This is a genomic window from Streptomyces crystallinus, assembly GCF_039521265.1.
GTDB lineage: Bacteria > Actinomycetota > Actinomycetes > Streptomycetales > Streptomycetaceae > Streptomyces > Streptomyces crystallinus.
Map to the genome: position 1 here is coordinate 80,882 of NZ_BAAACA010000038.1, position 20,433 is coordinate 101,314.

Sequence of the window (20,433 nt, forward strand, 5' to 3'; positions counted from 1 at the left end):
TCACAGTTTCGTTATGGCGCGGGTGAATGCTTGAGCGTAGGCAGCGGTGCCGACGCCGTTGGGATGGTAGCTCTCGCGGCTGACACACCAGGTTCCTCCGATGGTGCAGCGGAAGTCTCCGTCACCATGAGGTGCTGCGACCACCTTGTTGACCCCTTCCGGAGTGTTGCAGGCGCGCTTGTACGCGAAGTCATCATCGGGGGATGCGAAGGTGACCGGAAGCCCCTTTGCCTGGAGGGAGGTAGCGAGTTCTCCCTGCTTTTCGGCCATGTAGCGTGCCATCGCGTTCAGACGGGCCATCCCCGCCCCGCCGACGCCGCTGGCACAGCCGACGGCGCTCTCGTCGAAGAGCTGTGGGTATCCCATGAGGATGATCTTGGCGTTGCCCGCCCTTCCATGAATCTCCTCGAGCAGCTTCTGGATCTTGGGCGTGGCGCTGTCGACGTCGTGCCGGACGTCGCCGTCGGAGGGGCAGCCTGTCGTGGCACACATCCGCACCACGTTGGGAAAGCCGGCGTCGTTTCCGCCGATGGTCAGAGCCACCAGGGTGGTGTCGCTGCTGAGAACACCGGAGGTGAGCTGGGCTGCCTCGTGGAACTGGCCGTCGCCCTGGGCGTATTTGCCGCGATCCTGCCAGGAGAGGGGCCATGTATCGACGTCGTTGCCCGCAGCGTCCGTGTACTTTCCCCGGACGTTCCATGTCAGGGCACCGGAGCAGCTGACATTGTGGAAGTCGAGGGTCGATCCGCCGGCCGCGTCGTTGATGCGCTGCCCGATGGAGGAGCCCGGCGCGTCGGGCAGGGAGGCCTTGAGCGCCCAGGAGTTGGCACTGCGACGGCACGCGTTCCACGCGGGCTCGCCGTTGGCGGCGTCGGATTCGGGCGAGTAGCCGCCGGCGCCCTCGCCCGAGGAGTAGGAGTCCCCCATGACGACGACCATGTTCCGAGGCTTCCAGCTCAGGGGCTGGAAGGCGACGGCGTCCCAGGCGACGTCATCGTCCGCGGTGCCGTCGTCCGTCTGATTGGAGAGGCTGACCCTGGGCGCTCCCTTGAACTGGTAGGCGCCCAACGGAACCCATGTGTTCGCCCGGTAGTGCTGGTTGAGGTACCGGTCCCGGGTCCCGCCCCCCGCCAGCCCGCCGATCTCGTAATGGGCCTGCTGGGTCTGGGCGCCGGTGTCCGGGACGTGGACGAAGACGCGGGCCCACTGGTTGTCGAGGGTCTTGCCGACAGTCCAGGTGCCGGTCACCTGCATCAGGTCGATGCCGTGTGCGCTGTCGCGGGTGTGGGCGTACCAGAAGTGGTCGCCGAAGGCTCCGCCGATCTGGTGCAGGTCGCCTTTGGCCTCGTAGTGGTTCTGCGTGTCGGCCCTGAACGGGCTGAAGCCGAACGAGCCGGAGTTGGTCCAGCCGGACTTGCCGCACCCGTCGGTGAAGGCCGGAACGGAGGAGGGCACGTCGTCGACCACCAGGGCACCGGACGGTACGGAGTTGTCGCACATGCTGCCTGCGCCGTTGTCGCCGTTGCCCAGTTCGGCCTTGAGCGTCTTGTACGTCAGGTACTCGTGACCGCAGGTGGAGGGGCAGTCGACCTTCCAGGAGGTCTGCGGGACGTGGTACCAGTGCGGAGGGTCGCAGCTCGGCCCCATGTGGTCGATCTCGCAGCGCGGTGGCGCGGCCGGATCACACGCGTTCTCCGTGGGTTTGCAGAAGATGTCCAGCCCGGGCTTGACCGTGGAGCGGTTCCCGCCCGTACTCCACCACGCGGGGGAGTACCCGGCGGTGTTGCCCTTGTTGGTGACGCCGGTGTCCGCGTACGAGCGTCCGGTGTCGATCGGCCAGGCACCCCAGCCCAGTACCTTCTCCGCGTACGACCACCTCTGCGGGAAGGCGGCATCGGCGTAGGCGTTGTTGTCCAGGAAGGCGTGCCGGTCCGGCGGGTAGAGGGGGTTGGAGGGGTTGTTCAGATAGCCCAGGCCCCAGGGTTCGGTCGGGGAGGCCGGGACGTAGTGGTTCATCCCGGAGTTGTAGTTCCACAGCGCGGCGAACCAGTTCTCCGGGGCCGCCGGGTCGTCGGTGTTGAGTTTGATGGCGTTGGGCTGCGGGCCGACGGTGTGCAGCTCGTTCCACTTCTGCGAGAGGGTCCGTGCGGCGACCGCGATGTTGGAGGTGTAGTCGAGCGCGATGGCTTTCTGCCGGTCGGGAGGTAGCTCGTCGGGAGCGCCGATCTTCATCCCGTCGGTCTGCTGGCCGATGCCGTAGCCGCAGTCGGCCTCGTTCCAGTCGATGCGCCAGTGGTCCTGGGGGGTGGCCGGGCTGCTCGGGTGCCCGTAGAAGCCGTTGGTGCTGGCCAGGGTGGAGCTGGTCTGGCCGGGCAGGGCGCCGCCCTCGGCCTGCCAGAGGTTGGACTCCTGGGCCAGGACCCCGAGCAGCACCTGCGCGGGGATGCGGCCGCCGTTCGTCCCGGCGAGGGCGGGCAGCGGGAACATGCCCTGCGGGTCGACCGTGCCGAGCCCGGCGGCGGTCCGCCAGCCGCCCTGGCGGATGTAGGCGCTTGTGAGGTTGCCGCGGATGGCCATGTCGACGGCCCACTCAACCTGGTTGGGGGTCGGTTGGTACGCCTGCTGCGCGGGATCGTTGCGCGGCATCGAGCAGGCGCGGTCGGTGTCGACGGTGGAGTGGGGATCACCGCCCGCCGCCGGGGCCGACGCCCCCGGCCCGGCCTGCGTCGCGCGGGTGCGGGAAGCGTTCAGGGCCGGCGACGGGCTCCGCCCGGCAGCCGCGGGCGCGTCCTGACCCGCGGTGAACGAGACCGTCTTCCCGGTGGACGGGACTTGTGCGGTGATACGCACAGGCGCGGCCGCGTTCCACGCCGTGGCCGCCGGCGGACTGCTGACGTGGCTGCGCAGGCTCTCGGAGACCACCGGCCCGATGGCGAGCGCGCCGGTGGAGGACACCGTCGCGTCCGCGGCCGCCTTCAGCCGTCGCACCGGCACGGGCAGCACGGTGGTGGAGGTGGGCGCACCGGTGAGGAAGACCCGCCCACCGGTGCCGGCCCGCAGACCCAGCGCGCCCACGGGACCCTGCGCGAACGTCGTCGTGCGGCCGTTGGCGGTCCGCCGGGCGCGGGCCCTGCCGCCCGCCAGGTCGAGGAAGCTGACGCCGCCCTGACTGTCGGCGCGCAATTGGAAGGCCGGACCGGAGGTGGTGGCGAGTTCGGTGGCGCGGTTGTCCCGGCCGAAGGACACCAGTCGGCCGGCGGCGGCCCCGACGACACGGTCCCCGACGGGAACCGCTGAGGTGACCTGGACGTTCTCGGTCTGCTCGCGGGTGACTGCGCCGCTCGTGGTGTCGACGGTCAACAGCCGCGTCCGGCCGTCCTCGTCACCGCCGACCTGGGTGAGCACGGCGGTCTCGCCGGTGCCGCAGCCCGGTGAGAAGTACGCCAGGGTCACGGTGTCGGCGAGCTTGGTCACCTTGCCGTCGGTCAGGTCGACGACGGCCGCGAAGCCGCCGCGTTCCATCAGCGCGGGCCTGTTGGTGAACTCCCGGGGCGCGTAGACGACGACGGCCCGTTCGCCGGAGCCGGTCACACAGGCGTTGCCGATCCACAGACCGGTGCCGAAACCGGGTTCCGCGAGGGTGGCGACCGTCCGCCACTCGTAGGCCTGGCTGCTGTCGGCCGCCAGCACATGCAGGCCGGACCCGTCGCCGGCCACCGTCACCGCGCGATCGTCGGACCGCTTCCACGTACGGGGCAGGACATCGTCCGGGGACACCACCTTGGAGGAGCCCTCCTGACGGGGCGGCTGCGGACCTCCCCTGTCGCCCCTGACCCCGGCGTCCGGTATCGAAGTGACCTGTGCCCCCTCCGCAGCCGTCGGCCCGGCCCAGGCCCGGCCACCGGGCAGCAGGCTCATGACCGCCAGGGACGCGGTGACGACGGCGAAGGGTAATCGTGCCCCGTATCTCGGTCCTGGTCTCTGTCTCAAGGAATCTCCCATGTTCAGAAAGGGAAGCGAGCCGCTTGATCTGCGGGACGACCGCGACCTCCACCAGGAGGGCATACGGACTTCCCAGCCACACGTCGAGAACCGTCGTCAACGGGCTGCGGACGCCTTGCTCACCGTGTCCTTGTTGGCGGCCCGGACCTCGTTCAGCGCGGCCTGGTTGGCCTTGATGGCCCTGGTCTGCAACGCCACCTCAGCCTCGTACCACGTCCTCTCCACGTGGTACCGGTTTCGGCAGGCGACGTCCGCTGTGGCGGTCGCGATCTCCAAGTCGGTGATGTGGTGAGGGTCGTTGAAGCGCTTGTCGTCGTTGGCGTCCATGGGCTTCGCGTACGAGTAGCCCTTGGCCTTCATGCATGTGGACCACTGCGCGAAGACCGTGGTCACCTTCTGGTCCTTGACCGACTCCCTGAACGAGTCGCCCTTGATGCGTTCCACCAGGTCGGAGCGGGTCACAGCCGGAACGGTCCCCCCAGCCGACTGGAAACATCCCTGTAAGACCTTCGGATCCGCGCCGGACTCGTCCACGGCACCGGCCATCATGGCTCGGTCGTACGCCTGCTGGTCCGCGGCATCCGGGTGGTAGCCGTGCTTGGCCGCCTGCGCGGCGTCGTGGATGCCGTACCGCCAGTCCGTCTCGGTCCTGCCTCCGAGAGGGGGAAGGTCCGGGGCCGGCGCCCACTGCGGGAAGCCCGCCCTCTTCATGCACGCGGCGATCACCCTGTCCCGGCTGCTGCTGACCAGCCGGGCATCGGCCCTGGAGATCATGTAGGTCTCGATGGGCAGCCTCCACTGTGCGGGATCGGCCGAATCGCCCGCTGTGATGGGTAAGGCAGCTGCATTTCTCGCCCCGGCGGTCGTGGTCTTGCCGCCGTCGGACGACGAGTTCGCGGACAACGCGGCAACGGCGACCGCTCCTACCGCGACCGCGGCCAGCACGGGTACCGTTGCCTTCTTGATCGCCCTGTTGTTGCTCATAGTGGCAGGTCCTCAGCCTTCCCCTGGTTCCGATGCAGTGTGGTGCCGGTCAGGCCGTCCATTGGAACGACGCGTCCTCGTTGTAGACGTTCCGGAACTGCCCGACGCTCTGGTAGGGGCCGATCGCGTCCTGGTTCCCCTTGTATCCGCTGTTGTAGTACACCCGGGCCATGTACTTGTAGTGCGTGTTCTCGCCGGCGGCCGCGTTGTTCTTGATGTGCTGACCCGAGCCGGGCCACGGGGAACTGACGCCCAGCAAGCAGAACTTGAGCGGGTGGACATGGCCGTCACCGGGACGCAGGGCGTCGAAGTCATAAACGCTGTATCCGATATTGCGGTACGAGCCCGCCGGGCCCGAGTTGTAGTAAATGTGGAATTTGAAGGAAGAGTCGTCCGGATCTCCGCAGAGGACCTCTCCGCTGGCGCCCAGGTTCAGCGTGTCGGCGTCCGGTGGCATGGGGACGGGGTCGTCGGCGGCAGCGACAGGAATGGCGACAAGGAGTGCCGCTGCGGCGCCCACGGCTGCCGTGATGGCTCTGCGCATGTTTCTCCCTTTCGGGTACGAGTGCGGGTGTGGCGGGGCCGGATCGGTGCACCGAACGGCGTCGGGTACCTACTGGGTGACCGCTCAACGCGCTGTGGGCCAGCTCGACATCGCTTGGCTGATCATGGTGCGTTTCCCCGTTGCCGGCCGCGGTGTATCAGGGGCGACAGTAGCCCTTGGAGAGAGCTCACTCGTACGGGTTTTCGATGATTTTGATTTACTGCGGTGAAAAGTGGACAGGGTCTTACCCGCTCGTCCCATGCGCCTCGGCCCCCACTGGCCTGCTGCGACTCAGACGCTTACATCTCCGACGCCATTCTTGTGCCTCGTTGTCGGCGCCGCGATGTGTCTTATTCCGCCCCGGCTCGGATCGCCTTCGCTCGGGTGAGGCGATTCCCCGCATTGTTTACCCGGAGAAAAATCCCCGGTTATTCTGCTCTGCCTGACACGCGGCTGCGGGAAGGCTCCGAGCGAATCCGCCGTCCATGAAAGCGCCCCCTCCGCCGCAGGCGGAAGGGGCGTGGTGCTGCCCGGGACGGGCGCCTACAAGTGCACTGAGGGCTGGAGTTGTCCATCAGCCGGAGTGCCCCGGCGGACCGCCCCCCTACGAGTGCTTGATCGTCTCCCCCTCAGGAACCCGGTAACAGCCGGACGTGACCGCGATGCCCAGGCTCGGGCGGTCGTCCTTGCTGTAGGCGACGACGGAGACGCTCATCTTCTTGGAGTCGTTGTCGGCGACCAGGTTGCGGTTCTTGTTCGGGCTGTTGTCGACGTAATCGTCCTTGACCACCCAACCGCCCGTGCTCAGCTTCTCCTTGAGGTGCTTCATCGCGACGTCGTTGTCCGCGGCGGACGTCGGCGCGAAGTTCCACGGGTGGTAGACCTGGAAGTACTTCTCCGGGTCCCTGCCCTCGCACGCCTTCACACCGGGCCCGGGCTCCGATGCCTTGCCGGGCACGCCGGTGAACTCGTAGATCTGGCTGGAGACCGCCTTCACGGCCGCGACCGCGTCGTCGGTGCGGGCCGTGCCCGCGAGGGGAATCTTCGGGGTGTCGTCGTTATTCATGCCACATCCACTGAGAAGAAGGCCGGTCAGTACGAGAGGGAACAGCGCGCTGCCCGGGCGGCGCCGGCGAGCAGCGGGGAGCGGTGCGCGGAGCATGCGGGTCCTTGGTGGTGTGCGATCGGGTCGGTGGCGGTCGGGTCGGTGGCGGTCGGGTCCCGGCGGCGCGGGCGGTCAGTGTCTACGACTGGGCGTACGTCTCATCACATACGTCCCATCACTCACGTCTCATCACTGAGGCGCGGTGACGTTGCCGTACTTGCCGACCACCACCAGTGCCTGGTTCTTCAGGGCCGTGGTGTCTCTGCCCCAGTACTCACTGTGCCCGTGCGATCCCTTGGTCGCCGTCGGGCCACTGCCCTCCGGGTGCGTGTTCATCTGGTTGGCGCCGAAGACCTCGTCGCTGGGGATGAGGAACACCCCGCCGCCCATCTTCCACTGGCTGCCGCCGTGGCCCCAGCGGCCGATGTCCGGGACCTTGTCGCCGTCGGCCTCCTCGTTCCACACGTGCCCCTTGGGTACGTCCATCTCGTCGGCCGAGCCCACCTTGACGCCCGGGCTGCCCGCGAAGATCACGTCATCGGCGTTGAGGTCGCCCTTCTGGGCCGCCGCGCCGATGAGCGTGGTGCCGTACGAGTGGCCGATGGCCGTGCGGTGTGGCTCGCCGGGGGCGCTGTAGGACGCGTCGAGGCCGTCCATGAACTTGCGGTAGGCGGGCGCCCCGTCATAGGCGTAGTGCTCGAAGGGCGCGTCCTTGACGATGTCCTGCGGGGCGTCGTAGCCGAGCCAGGCGATGGTCGACACCGACGCGTCGGGCGTCACCTGGTGCGTGGTGCGCCACAACTCGGTCATACGGTCGATGCTTCCCCCGAACCCCTCAAGGTTGGACGTCGTACCGGGTACGTACACCGCCTGGTGCTGAGCCGTGTCGGGATTGCCGTTCGCGAGGATGGCCCTCCCGTGCCCCTCCGGGCTGAACCCGAGCAGATACGCCTCCGGCAGGCCTTCCTTCCCGGTCTGGTCGAACCGGTTCTGAATAGCCCCCATCCCCTTGAGCGACGACTCCAGATGCCGGTACCGGTCCCCGTACTTCTTCTCCCACTCCATCCACTCATCGGTGTGCACCTTGGCGGGGTACGACCCGGCGGTGATCCACGTCCACTCGTTGGCGGGTGGTTTGGGGATGCCGTTGAGTTCGGTCTGGTACTGGCCGCGTCGTTCGTCGAAGACCATGCGGTTGGCTTCGTCGCGGACGGTGGCGGGCAGGCCGTCGAGGCCGCCGAGGGTGTCGGGGTGCAGGGCGACCCAGGCGGCCTGCTGGTCGGGGTCGAGCTTCTTCCACCAGTCGGCGTTGGCCTTGGGGCTGCCGTCCTTGGGGGGCTGGGGGAGGGAGTCGAGGTAGTGCTTCCCCGCTGCCTGGACGCCTTCGGTGTCCTTGGCGACGTCCGCCCAGTCCCCGTCGGAGACGACCAGGTCGTCGTCCGCCTTGAGTTTGCGCAGTTGCGGTGCCCACTTGTGGTCCGCGTCGGTGGCTTCCTTGAGGGCCTCGGCGATGCGGTTCGCTATGTCCTGGGCGATCTTGTAGTTGGGGTTCGGGTCGAAGAGGGCCGCCTGGCCGTACATTCGCCGGGCGCCTTCGTCCGTAGTGCCCTTCGCCGAGCTGGGCCCCGGCGGGTCCCCGCCCGGGTTCTTCCCCGCCGCCGGATAGCTGACCGCCCCGTCCGCGCCCACCGTGAACTTGTGCTCCGCCGCCTCCGACAGCGCCCGCGTCAGCTTGTCCTGGGCGGGGCGCATGTCGGCCGCGAAGGCTTTCAGGGCGGTGGCGACGAGACCGCATTCGACCTGTACGTAGTGGAAGTCCTTGGCCACTTCGCGCAGCTGGCCCACAGCCGCCTCGGCTGCCGCCCCCTTGAGGGCCTTCTGCATCTGCGCGGTGATCCGCTGCTCGAGGGCGTCCTTGGCGCCGCTGGCCATGTCGCTGGAGGAGCGGTATCCGCTCGCGGCCTCCTCGAACTCGTGCAGCTTGAGCGTCTTGAGGGTCTCGATGTCCATGGCTCAGGTCACTTTCCCTCGCCGCCGACGGCCGGGGTGTCCTGGTACTGCTTGCCCAGCTCCACGAAGAGGCCCTTGATGTTGTCGTCGGTCAGCAGCAGGTCGTTGCCGGCCCGCTGGAGGCTGCCCTGGAGCGCGGTGCACCGGCCGGAGAGCTTGTCGAGATACGTCTTCCAGCTCTCGTAGACCTCGGACTGCGCGGCCGCGCTCTCCACACCGCCGCCGGTGGCCAGCCCCTGCTGTCCGGTCTCCAGAGCGGTCAGCGCCTTCTTGACGTCACCGCTCAGCTCGCCGACGGCGCTCCCGGCCGCGGTCCAGGCGGCCTTGCTGGACTGGACGTCGCCCTTGCCGCTGCCGTTGCCGCCGTTGCCGTCGTCGGCGCCCGCCAGCCGCATCCCGCCCCGGCCCGCGGGCCCGCTCTTGAGCTGAGCCCACTCCTGCGCGAACGAACTCACTCGTCCCCCTTTGGTACACCTGTCCCGTGCGTCACCCTGCCCTGTGCCGCCGCCAGGCTACAAGGACCGGAACGGGATCTTCTGAGTACGGGTACTCAGAGCGGTGTTCCGGGGCGCCCGGCATGCGCTATAGTGGATCTTGAGCTTGCGCCGCTGAAGAGCGGATGCGGGCCCGGCGTTGGTGGTCCAAGGAAAGGCGCCCCACTTCCTGTGGGGAGATGCAGGTGCAAGGCCTGCCCAGCGCTCGACGAACAAGGGCCCCGGTCTCCGTGATGGAGACCGGGGCCCTTGTCTTGCGTTGCCGCTTGCCGCTTGCCGCTTGCCGCTTGCCGATCGCCCGTCGCCGCCGACGGGCCCCTTCCCCGACAGCTTGCCGCACGTCGGGGAAGGGAGCGGCCGAAGCCGAGGTCAGAACAGGATGTTGTAGGTGTTCCACCCACCACCGATCCGCGTACGCGACGCGTACGGCGCTGCCGCATTGCCGGTGCCCCGGTACAGCCACAGCACACCGGCCGCGTCGCGGGCGACGAGGTCGGCGCGGCCGTCGGAGGTGAGGTCGCCGGTGCCGTTGAGGGCGGTGTAGGTGTTCCAGCCACCGCCGATCTTCGTACGGGAGGCGTACGGAGCCGCCGGGTTGCCGGTGCCCCGGTACAGCCACAGCACACCGGACGCGTCGCGGCCCAGCAGGTCGGCCCGGCCGTCGCCGGTCAGGTCGCCGGGGGCGGTGAGCGCGGTGTACGTGTTCCAGCCGCCGCCGATCTTCGTACGCGCGGTGAACATCGCGGCCTGCTCGCCCGTGCCGCGGTAGAGCCACAGCACGCCCGAGGCGTCGCGGGCGACGAGGTCGGCGCGGCCGTCGCCGCTGACGTCGCCGGTGCCGACGAGCGTGTTGTAGGTGTTCCAGCCCCCGCCGACCTTCGTGCGTGCCGAGAACAGGCTGCCGTCGGCGCTGCCCTTGAAGTGCCAGAGCACCCCGCTCTTGTCACGGGCCACCAGGTCACCGGTGCTGTGCACGGTGACCGGGCCCAGCGAGCCGAGCGCGGTGTACTGCTGCCAGCCGTCGCTGAGGAACTGCCGCTCCCCGTACGGCGCGGCGGCCGTGCCCGTACCGTCGTAGTACCGCAGCAGGCCCTTGGCGTCGCGGGCGAACAGGCGGTAGCGGTCGCGTACGGGGTAGGGGCTGGTGACGGCGAAGGTGCTCTCGGCCTCCGGGTTGCCGCTGCCGTAGTTGACGACCTCGAAGTCGGCGCGCGCCTTGATCTTCCAGGCGGCGACGGAGGGGCCGGAGGCGAGGGTGTACGTGACGGTGTGCTCGCCCGCGGGCAGGTCGCAGCTCACGGTGTCACCGCCGCTGCCGATGGAGCCGAGGGTGTGGTCGCAGGAGCTGCCCGGCCCCCCGTCCACCGACTGGACGGAAATGTCCAGCTCGTCCATGTCGAAGTAGCGCTCGTCGCTGGTGCGCTCGAAGTTCACGGTCAGATGGCCGGGGTCTGCGGCGTGGACGTGCACGCTCTGTACGAGCGAGGCGCTCAGCGGCACGTCCGGGGTGGACAGCGTGACGCTGCTCTTGGCGACCTGCTCGGGCGTCTTGACCTTGATGACGGCGGCGGTCGGGTTCTCCGGATCGGAGGTGGTCCCGGCCAACTGGGCGGCCTTGACGGCGGCGGCGACGCTCGCCCCGCGCGGCGCGTAGGCGACACCCACGTACGCGGTGGTGTCGTTGGCCGCCGACGCGCTCGCCGCGACCTCGGGCTGGTCGAAGACGTTGACAGTGGTCACGGGACAGGCGAAGACGCCCGGCGCGCCCGCGTACACCGTGCATCCGTCGCTCCCGGCACTCGCGCTCAGCCCTCCGGGCAGACCGCCACCGCTCCAGGAGGCGTCGGTGAGCGGGGCCTTGCTGAACGCGTAGACGACGGTCCCGTCCGGCGTGCCCCCGGCGCTCCCAGCCGGACCCCAGCTGTGGCCGGGCCCGAGCGTGAGGTTGCGTACGGTGGGAAAGAATCCGGCGTCGGCGGCGGCGGGCTGTGCCGCGCAGAGACCGGAGGCGCTCAGGGTGGTGGCCGCGGCGGCCACCAGGGCAGCACGAGTTCTGGACTGACGCATGAAGGTGCCCCCAGGGCAGGGTGGGCGGCCTGTTGCGGCCGCTGCAGCGCCTGGTGATCCCCCCTGGCGCGGGAGGAGACTACCTGGTGGGTCGGGCGCTCGGTACGCCGGTACGGGCATGGAGTCAACCGATCCGGGCCTACACCAGCGCCGCGTAGACCGTCGGCACGGGGCACGCCAGTGCCCCGAGCAGCAGCAGCCGCATCGCCGGGGCGAGGCGGCGTACCCCGGGGGCGAAGGCGAGGGCGACCAGCAGCGTGGTTGCCACGCCGACGATCCCGACGAACGTCATGACGAACTCCCCCACGGGCTGCCCCTCCGCCGCGCCCCAGAGCGCCACCATCCCCACCAAGAAGGCCAGCTCCGCGACCGAGACGAACGTGATGGCCCACAACACGGCGGCCAGCACGACGACCAGGACCTGCCTCCCGTGACGGGGGCGCGGCCGGGGCGGCTGGTAGGGGCCGTACAGGGTGGCGTAGGTGGTGGGGTTCATGGTCGGACCGTTCCTTCGCGTTGGGGTCTGACCAAGATCCTCGTGCGGAAGGCGGCGGGGCGGCATGCGCTTGTGTACTCACGTGTGCGGGGTCTGTACTCAGCAGGGCCTGGGCCCCCGACCGCCGGTGACCGGCTACCGGTCCCTGTCGGCCGCGGCGCGCCCAGCGGTACGGGCGGGCCGGCCGCCGATCTCCCCGGGCCCGTACAGGGCGGCCGGTGCCGCGGTGGCGAGGGCCCAGTAGCGATCGCCGTAGGACCAGTGCCACCACTCCGTGGGGTAGTTGACCAGGCCCGCCGCGGTCAGGGAGGCGGCCAGGACGGTGCGGTTCTCGCGCGCTCGGGCGCTGATGTTGGCGGCTCGGGTGTAGCAGGCGCCCGCGCTCTCCTCCGGAGTGGCGTTCATACGGGTGCCCAGGTCGAGCTCGACCCCGTCGGCGTCGGCGAGCGTCAGGTCGACGGCGGCGCCGGCGCTGTGCGGGGCGATCTCGGGTGGGGACACGTAACGGCTGGCGGCGGCGCGGATCCGGGTGTCGGACCAGCGCGGGTGCTCGGCCCGCAGAGTGTCGGCGTACTCCTCGAAGTACCGCTGTCGCATCCTGCGCGGAAGTCACCCTCCCGCCACGTGCTCGTGAGCCTGCCTCTGGGGAAGATCCCGCACCCCCCGAACCGGCGACCCCCCAAGCACCCCCGTCGTCGCGATCAGGGCGACGGCCACCAGCCACATCGTCGGGCGGGCGCCCAGGGTCGTGGTGGCCGTGCCGGCGAGGATCGCGCCGAGGGGGATCGTGCTGTAGTTCAGTGCCAGTGTCGTCGCCGTGACGCGGCCCAGCAGCTCCGGTGGGCAGTACGTCTGGCGGAAGCTGACCAGGACGACGTTGCAGGCCACCACGCCCGCCATCAGCACCGTCGAGCCCACGACGAAGAGCGACAAGCGGGCGCCGGGGGCGGTCAGGGGGATGAGGAGGGTGAAAGGGGCCGCCGCGAGCTGGATGAGCAGGACGCCCCGGGCGGTGCCGAAGCGGCGGGTCAGCGGGGTGGCGGCGAGGCCTCCGACTACGCCCCCAAGGCCGCCGCAGGCCAGCAGTACGCCGACCAGGCCGGGCCCGGCCCCCACCGTGCGGACCAGGAAGACGACTTGGACCGCCTGGTACGCGGCCAGCGCCAGGTTCAGCGCCGCCCCGTAGACGGTGACCGTGCGTACGTAACGGTCGTGGACCACGAAGCGCAGGCCGTCGGATATCTCCTCGCGGATGCGTCGGGTCTGGGGAGCCCGGCGTTGCTCCTGTGCGTTGATACGCAGCAGGCACGCCGAGGAGACCAGGAACGAGAGCGCGTCGAGCAGCAGGCCCGGCGCGCTGCCCACGGTCTGCGCTACGAGGCCGCCGAGGCCGGGGCCCGCCACCCGGGTGGTCTGGTCGCCGGTCTGTAGTTTCGCGTTGCCTTCGAGCAGTTCGGACCGGGCTACGAGGCTGGGCAGGTACGCCGAGTACGCCGTGGAGAAGAACACGGACGCCGCGCCGGCCAGCAGGGCCACCGCCAGCAGGTGGCCCATGGTGAGCGCGCCCAGCCACCACGCCACCGGGACGCTCGCGTACAGCACCGCCGAGATCAGGTTGCAGCAGAGCATCACCGCGCGGCACCGCATCCGGTCCACCCATGCCCCGGCGGGCAGCCCGAGGACCAGCCAGGGCAGCCAGGGAGCCGCGGTCAGCAGACCGACCGCGAAGGGGGACGCGTCGAGCGTGCCGACGGCGGTGAGCGGCAGCAGCACCGAGGTGACGCTCGTGCCGAGTTTGCTCGTCGTCTCCCCTACCAGCAGGAGGCGGAAGTTGCGGTGTGCCAGCAGGCCTCGCCCCAGTCCGCGCTCCGGTCGTGCCGTTGGGTCTTGTGCCGGTGGGGTGGCCTGGTGGCCCTCGGCCGGTTCCGTGGTCATCGTGCGAGCGCCTTTCCAGGGGGTGTTTCGGGCCCGGCCGTGGGTCGGATCCGGCGGGTCTCGGGGGGTGTGGGCGCCGCCGCGGTCATCGGCCGCTCATCGGCGATTCACCGGCGGACCACCGGTTCGGCGGGTGCCGCGTTAAGAAGATCACATTCCCATTCGCAAGGGTAGGTGGCCTGCTCAACTGCTGCTTAGGATCACCGAAGTTCATGGCCGCCGAGTGCGTATCTGGATGGAAGCGGGGCGACTTGCATGACGAATCCCTTCGAGAACGAGGCCGGACAGTTCCTGGTCCTCGTCAACGACGAGCAGCAGTACTCCCTTTGGCCAGCGGAAACGTCCGTGCCGGAGGGGTGGGCCGTGGCGCACGGACCTGACGGCCGCGCCGACTGCCTCCAGTACGTGGAGCACGCGTGGACCGACATGCGGCCACTGAGCCTGCGGAACGCGCAGCAGTAGTCGGGTCGTTTGCGGCTTCGTTTACGGCTGAACTTTTTGGTCGCGGTAGCAAATACTTCGGCCTGCTCGTACGAACTAGGAGCTTTCGTGGACGGTGGCGGGATCGACCTCCTCCGGCGGTTCGCAGCGGCGACCGCACTGCATCCGGAGCGCGTCGCCGTGTCCACGCCCTCGCAGTCGCTCACCTTCCGCGAACTGTGCGACCGGGTCGAGCGGATCGCCGCCGTCCTGCGCGACGCCGGTGTGCGGCCCGGAGCCGTGGTGGCCGTCCGGCTGCCCCGCTGCCCGGACCTGGTGGCCGCGATGCTCGCCGTGTGGCGGTCGGGGGCGGCCTACCTCCCCCTCGACCCCGCCCACCCCGACGAACGGCTGCGGTTCCAGGCCGAGGACGCGGGGGCCCGGGTCCAGCTCACCTCGTCCCACCTGGGCGGTGCGGAGCCCCCGGCGGGGATCGTCACCGTCGACCTCGACCGTCTTACGGGGCAGGGCGGCGGCGCGGCGCCAGCGCCCGAGGCGGTGTCCTCGCCCGAGGCGGTGCCCTCAGGCCACCACCACACCGCCTACGTGATGTACACCTCCGGCACCACCGGTCACCCCAAGGGCGTCCTCGTCAGCCGCCGCAACGTCGCCCACCTCCTCCACTCCCTGGAGTGCTCGGGCATCTACCCGGCCGAGCCCGCACGGGTCGCGTGGAACGCCGGGCTCGGCTTCGACGCCTCGGTCCAGCAGTGGGCCAGGGTCTGCCGGGGCGACACCCTCGTACTCCCCACCGACGAACTGCGCGCCGACCCCGCCCTGTTCGCGCGCTTCTTGCGCGAGCAGCGCGTCACCGACCTCGACGCGACCCCCTCGCACTGGGAACTCCTGCGCCCGCACGTGGTGCGCGGCACGGCGGACACCGGCCCGCTGCGGCTGTTCCTCGGCGGCGAGCCCGTCCCGGAGGCGATGTGGGCGGACCTGGCCGACCTCTCCGGGCGCGGCCTGGTGGACGCCGTCAACCTGTACGGGCCGACCGAGTGCACCGTCGACTCCACCGCCGCCCGGATCACCGGCCCCGCCCGGATCACTGGCCCCGCCGCCCAGGTCACCAACCTCACCCCCCACATCGGCTCGCCCCTCCCCGGCGTGACCGCCCACGTCCTCGACGCCGCCCTGCGGCCCGTCCCCGAGGGCGCGGCAGGGGAGCTGTACCTCGCCGGAGCCGGTGTCGCGCAGGGGTATGCGGGGCGACCGGGCCACACCGCCGAGCGGTTCGTCGCCGACCCGACGGGGCCGCCGGGCACCCGTATGTACCGGACCGGCGACCTGGTGCGCCGCCTGCCCGGCGGTGACCTCGCCTACCTCGGGCGGACCGACGGCCAGGTCAAGCTGCGCGGACACCGGATCGAGCCGGGAGAGATCGAGGCGGTGCTGGCACGTCAACCAGGCGTCGCCAGAGCGGTGGTGACGGCCCATCAGGACGCTCCCGGTGGTCGCCTCGTCGCGTACGTCACCGCCGCCTCCGCCGACGCCGGCCTGGAGCCCGCCGCGCTGCGCGAGCGCTGCGCCGCCGCCCTGCCCGCCCCCATGGTGCCCTCCGCCGTCGTCGTCCTCGACGCCTTCCCTCTGACGCCCAACGGGAAGACCGACCGCTCGGCCCTGCCCGCCCCCGCCCCCGCGAAGGGAGAGGGCGGCCGAGCCCCCCGTACACCGCACGAAGAGCTCCTGTGCGCCCTGTTCGCCGAGGTGCTGGGGGCGGGGCCGGTATCCGCCGACAGTGACTTCTTCGACCTCGGCGGCCACTCCCTGCTCGCCATGCGGCTCGTCGGCCGCGTCCGCGCCGAGGCGGGCGCGGAGCTGGCGGTGCGCGACGTGTTCGAGGCGCCGACGCCCGCGCGGCTCGCCAGGCGGCTCGGCGCGGACCGGACCGTACGGCCCGTACTGCGGCGCCTGCCGCGCCCCGAGCGGCTGCCGCTCTCCGCCGCCCAGCGGCGCCTGTGGTTCCTGGACCGCCTGGAGGGGCCGAACCCCTCGTACAACGAGCATGTGGCCTTCCGGTTCACCGGGGCCCTGGACGTGGCGGCGCTGCGGTCGGCCGTGGGCGACGTCGTGGCGCGCCACGAGTCGCTGCGCACCGTCTTCCCCGACCACGACGGGGAGCCCCACCAGCACATCCTCGACGCGGAAACGGCCGGCCCCGAGGTGCCCGTGCGGACGGCCGGGGACCAGGACCTGGCGCGGCTGCTCCGTGACGCGGTCCTCGCGCCCTTCGACCTGGCCGCCCAGTCGCCGCTGCGCGCCGCGCTGTTCGCCCTGGGCCCCGACACCCACGTCCTGCTCCTGGTGACGCACCACATCGCCAGCGACGGCTGGTCGCTGCGGCCGCTGGCGCGCGACCTGGCCGCCGCCTACCGGGCCCGCCGCGACGGCGCGGCGCCCGACTGGCCCGAACTCCCCGTCCAGTACGCCGACTACGCCCAGTGGCAGCACGCGCTCCTGGGCCGCCCGGGCGATGCGGACAGCCTGCTGGAGCGGCAGCTGGCCTTCTGGACCAAGGAGCTCGACGGGCTGCCCGAGGCGCTGGCCCTGCCGGTCGACGGCCCTCGCCCGGCCACCGCCACCCGCCCGGGCGGCTCGGTGCCCTTCGCGTGCGGCGCCGAGACGCACCGCGCGCTCCTGGAGCTGGCGCGCGCGCACGACTGCACCCTGTTCATGGTGGTGCAGGCGGCCCTGGCCGCGCTGCTGACCCGGCTCGGCGCGGGCGAGGACATACCCGTCGGCGCGGTCACGGCCGGGCGCGGCGACCCCGCCCTGGAGGACCTGGTCGGGTTCTTCGTCAACACCCTGGTCCTGCGCACCGACACCTCCGGCGACCCCACCTTCCGCACCCTCCTCGCCCGGGTCCGGGAGACCGCCCTGGCCGCCTCCGGCCACCAGGACCTGCCCTTCGACCGGCTCGTCGAAGCGCTCAACCCGGCCCGCGCGGCCGGGCGGCAGCCGCTCTTCCAGGTCCTGCTGGCCTTCCAGAACACCCCGGACGCGGTGTGGGACCTCGATGGCGTGGACGTGCGGCCCGAGCCGGTCGCCACGGGCACCGCCAAGTTCGACCTCGCGCTGTCCGTCACCGAGCGGCGGGCGGCGGACGGCGGCCCGGGCGGGCTCGGCGGATTCCTGGAGTACTCCGCCGACCTCTTCCGCACCCCCACCGCCGAGGCCCTCGCGGCACGCCTGCTGCGCCTCCTGGAGGCCGCGGCCGCCGACCCGGACCGGCGCATCGGCGGCTACGACCTGCTGGGCGCCGCCGAGGAACACCGGCTCCTGGCCGAGTGGAACCGTACGGGCGACGACGAGAAGGCACCCACCCTCGTCGAGCTCGTCGAGAAGCACGCCCGGCGGACCCCGGACGCCACCGCCGTGCTCTTCGAGCAGGACCGGCTCTCGTACGGGGAACTCGACGCCCGGGCCGACCGGCTGGCCCACTTCCTGGCCGGGCGGGGGGTCGGCGTCGGCACGGTGGTGGCCTCGGCAATCGAGAGGTCCCTGGAGCTCCCGGTGGCCGTCCTCGCGGTGATGAAGCTCGGGGCCGCCTACCTCCCGGTGGACCCGGACCACCCCGCCGAGCGCGTCTCCCACGTACTCGCCGACGCGGCGCCCGCCCTGCTGCTGACGAACGGGCCCACCACCCTGCCCGACGGCGCTGAAGGGCTGCGCCGGATACGGCTGGACAGCGCGGAGACCATTGCGGACGTGGCGGCCCTCCCGTCGGACCGGCGGCGCGCCGAGCCCGTCCGCGGCCCCGACCGGCCCGCGTACGTGATCTACACCTCCGGGTCCACCGGCCGCCCCAAGGGCGTCGTCGTCACCCAGGGCGGCCTCGCGAACCTGGCCGCCCACCAGCGCCGTTCGCTGGGCGCCGGCCCGGACAGCCGGGTGCTCCAGTTCGCCGCCCTGGGCTTCGACGCCTTCTTCTGGGAGGTGTCGATGGCGCTGTCCGCCGGCGCCGCGCTCGTCCTGGCGCCCAGGGCACGCCTGCGGCCGGGGCCCGAACTGCACGCCCTCGTCGCCGACCGGCGCGTCACCCACCTCACCCTGCCGCCCGCGGTGCTCGGCGTCCTGTCGCCCGAGGCGCTGTCCGGTGTGGGCACGCTGGTGGCCGCCGGAGAGGCGCTCGGCGCGGAGCAGGTCCGGCGCTGGGCCCCCGGCCGCACACTGGTCAACGCCTATGGGCCGACCGAGACCACGGTCTGCGCCAGCATGAGCGGCCCCCTGACACCTGGTCAGGCGCCGCCGATCGGCCGCCCGGTGCGCAACACGCGCCTGTACGTGCTCGACGCGCGGCTGCGGCCCGTCCCGACCGGAGCGGTGGGCGAGCTGTACGCGGCCGGGGCGGGCCTGGCCCAGGGCTACCTCCACCGGCCCGCCACCACGGCGGAGCGGTTCGTCGCGGACCCCTTCGGCGCGCCCGGCACCCGTATGTACCGCACCGGTGACCTGGCGCGCTGGAACGCCGACGGCGAGCTGGAGTTCGCCGGACGCGCCGACCACCAGGTGAAGATACGCGGCCACCGCGTCGAACTCGGCGAGATCGAGGCCGTGATCGCCGCTCTGCCCGAGGTCCGCGACGCGGTGGTGACCGTACGCGAGGACGGGCAGGGCGACCGCAGGATCGTCGCCCACGTCGTCCCGCGGCGGGAGGGGGCCTTGGCCGAGAGCGCCTCGCTGGGTGCCTGGAAGCGGGTGCTCGACTCGGTGCCCGCCAAGGGTTCCCCGGCCCCGTTCGGCGAGGACTTCGGCGGCTGGCTCAGCAGCTACGACGGCACCGCCATCCCGCTGGAGGAGATGCGCGAGTGGCGGCGCGAGACCGTACGGAGCATCGCGGCGCTGCGGCCCCGCCGGGTGCTCGAACTGGGGGTGGGCAGCGGGCTGCTGCTCTCCCGCCTGGCGGGCGGCGCCGAGGAGTACTGGGGCCTGGACCTCTCCTCGGAGGCGATCGCCGGGCTGCGGCGGCAGGTCGCGGAGCAGGCGGACCTTCGCGGCCGGGTCGTGCTGCTGAACCAGGCCGCCGACGACGCGAGCGGTATCCCCCAAGGGCACTTCGACACTGTCGTCCTGAACTCGGTGGCGCAGTACTTCCCCAGCGGCGACTACCTCACGCGCGTCCTGGCGAACGCGGCGGCGGCGCTGGCTCCCGGGGGCCGCGTCTTCGTGGGCGACGTACGCGACCTCCGGCTCCTGGAGTGCTTCCACGCCGCCGTCGCCGCCCACCGCGGCGGCGCCGCGCCCGGCAGCCCCGCCCACGCCGCCGCCCTGGAACGGAACCTGGCCAGGGAGCGGGAACTGCTGGTGGACCCCGACTACTTCCGCGCGCTGGTCGCGGCCTCGGACCGGTTCACCTCGTACGACATCCGTCTCAAGCGCGGGAGTCACCACAACGAACTCAGCCGGTACCGGTATGACGTGGTGCTGCGCACGGCGCCCCTCGCGGCGGCGGGCGAGGGCCCCGCGGTGGTGGTGTGGGGCGAGGAGGTGCGTGCGCTCGCCGACGTACCCGGTCTCGTACGGGCGGGCGGACGGGTCCGGCTCACCCGGATCCCCAACGCCCGTCTGACGGCCGACCTGCGCCTGCTGGGGCGGGAGCAGGCCGGGGCGGTGGACCCCGAGGAACTGGCCCGGGCCGTCGAGGGGGTGGGCGGGCGGGTCGTGCTGCGCCCGTGCGCGGCGGGTCCCGCGTTCTTCGACGCGGTGTGGGATCCGCACGCCGCCGAGGCAGGGGACTTCGCCGCCGAGGAGGCGGGTCCCGCGCCCGCGCCCGGCCCCCACGTCAACACCCCCGCGACCGCCGCGCCCGGCGCCGACCGGCTCAGGGACGCGGTGCTGCGCCGCGCCGCCGCCTTCCTGCCCGGCTCCATGGTGCCCTCGGCCGTCGTCGTCCTGGACAGCCTCCCGCTGACGCCCAACGGCAAGGTCGACCGCGCCGCGCTGCCCGCACCGGGCCCCGCCCCGGCCCGCGGCGGCCGTCCGCCGAACGGCCCTCGGGAGGAGGCGCTGTGCCGGATGTACGCCGAGATCCTCGGGGTCGACACGGTGGGCACCGACGACAGCTTCTTCGACCTGGGCGGCCATTCGCTGCTGGTGACCCGGCTGGTCAGCCGCATCCGGGCGGCGTTCGGCGTCGAAGTGCCGGTCGGCGCCGTCTTCGACGCCCCCACGGTGGCCGGGCTCGCCGAGCGGCTGGCCGGGGCCCGCAGGGCGCGGCCCGCCCTGCGCCGGATGCGCCCCCGGGGCTGAGCGACCAGCGCCGACCTCCTCCGGCCGGGCGGCCGACCCCCGCCGGCCGACCACCGCCCGCCGACCC

General features: G+C 71.6%; 11 protein-coding genes and 1 pseudogene. 2 read left to right on the top strand and 10 right to left on the bottom strand.

The features are described 5' to 3' along the window. From ABD236_RS26600 to ABD236_RS26645, 10 genes and pseudogenes are all read right to left on the bottom strand, one after another. Nucleotides 1-3,723, bottom strand: coding sequence for an SGNH/GDSL hydrolase family protein (locus ABD236_RS26600; RefSeq protein WP_344077702.1), 3,723 nt, complete (start codon nt 3,721-3,723; stop codon nt 1-3). Between the two features lie 375 nt (nt 3,724-4,098). Further along, nucleotides 4,099-4,986: a hypothetical protein gene (locus ABD236_RS26605; RefSeq protein WP_344077704.1), complete on the bottom strand. Its 888-nt coding sequence runs from the start codon at nt 4,984-4,986 to the stop codon at nt 4,099-4,101. A gap of 49 nt (nt 4,987-5,035) precedes the next feature. After that, nucleotides 5,036-5,530 (bottom strand): hypothetical protein, encoded by a 495-nt coding sequence (locus ABD236_RS26610; protein WP_344077706.1) that lies wholly within the window; start codon nt 5,528-5,530, stop codon nt 5,036-5,038. 604 nt (nt 5,531-6,134) lie between these two features. Continuing rightward, on the bottom strand, nt 6,135-6,596 hold the full coding sequence (locus ABD236_RS26615) for a hypothetical protein (protein WP_344077708.1): 462 nt from the start codon (nt 6,594-6,596) through the stop codon (nt 6,135-6,137). 228 nt (nt 6,597-6,824) lie between these two features. Next, a complete protein-coding gene (locus ABD236_RS26620; protein ID WP_344077710.1) occupies nt 6,825-8,645 on the bottom strand; it encodes an alpha/beta hydrolase in 1,821 nt (606 codons plus the stop codon). Nucleotides 8,646-8,653: 8 nt separating this feature from the next. Then, nucleotides 8,654-9,100, bottom strand: a complete 447-nt coding sequence (locus ABD236_RS26625; RefSeq protein WP_344077712.1) for a hypothetical protein — start codon at nt 9,098-9,100, stop codon at nt 8,654-8,656. Between the two features lie 408 nt (nt 9,101-9,508). Beyond that, nucleotides 9,509-11,206, bottom strand: a complete 1,698-nt coding sequence (locus ABD236_RS26630) for an FG-GAP-like repeat-containing protein (RefSeq protein ID WP_344077714.1) — start codon at nt 11,204-11,206, stop codon at nt 9,509-9,511. 139 nt (nt 11,207-11,345) lie between these two features. Next, entirely contained in the window at nt 11,346-11,702 is a 357-nt protein-coding gene (locus ABD236_RS26635; protein ID WP_344077716.1) for a hypothetical protein, read from the bottom strand. 135 nt (nt 11,703-11,837) lie between these two features. Next, nucleotides 11,838-12,290, bottom strand: a pseudogene (locus ABD236_RS26640) (M15 family metallopeptidase); the annotation flags it as partial. A gap of 21 nt (nt 12,291-12,311) precedes the next feature. Next, entirely contained in the window at nt 12,312-13,637 is a 1,326-nt protein-coding gene (locus ABD236_RS26645) for an MFS transporter (protein WP_344077718.1), read from the bottom strand. Nucleotides 13,638-13,892: 255 nt separating this feature from the next. On the opposite strand from ABD236_RS26645, the gene ABD236_RS26650 reads away from it, so the two are divergent. Together ABD236_RS26650 and ABD236_RS26655 are read left to right on the top strand one after the other, a co-directional pair. Beyond that, on the top strand, nt 13,893-14,099 hold the full coding sequence (locus tag ABD236_RS26650; RefSeq protein ID WP_344077720.1) for an MbtH family protein: 207 nt from the start codon (nt 13,893-13,895) through the stop codon (nt 14,097-14,099). Between the two features lie 87 nt (nt 14,100-14,186). Then, entirely contained in the window at nt 14,187-20,366 is a 6,180-nt protein-coding gene (locus ABD236_RS26655) for an amino acid adenylation domain-containing protein (RefSeq protein ID WP_344077722.1), read from the top strand. Nucleotides 20,367-20,433: the final 67 nt, after the last annotated feature.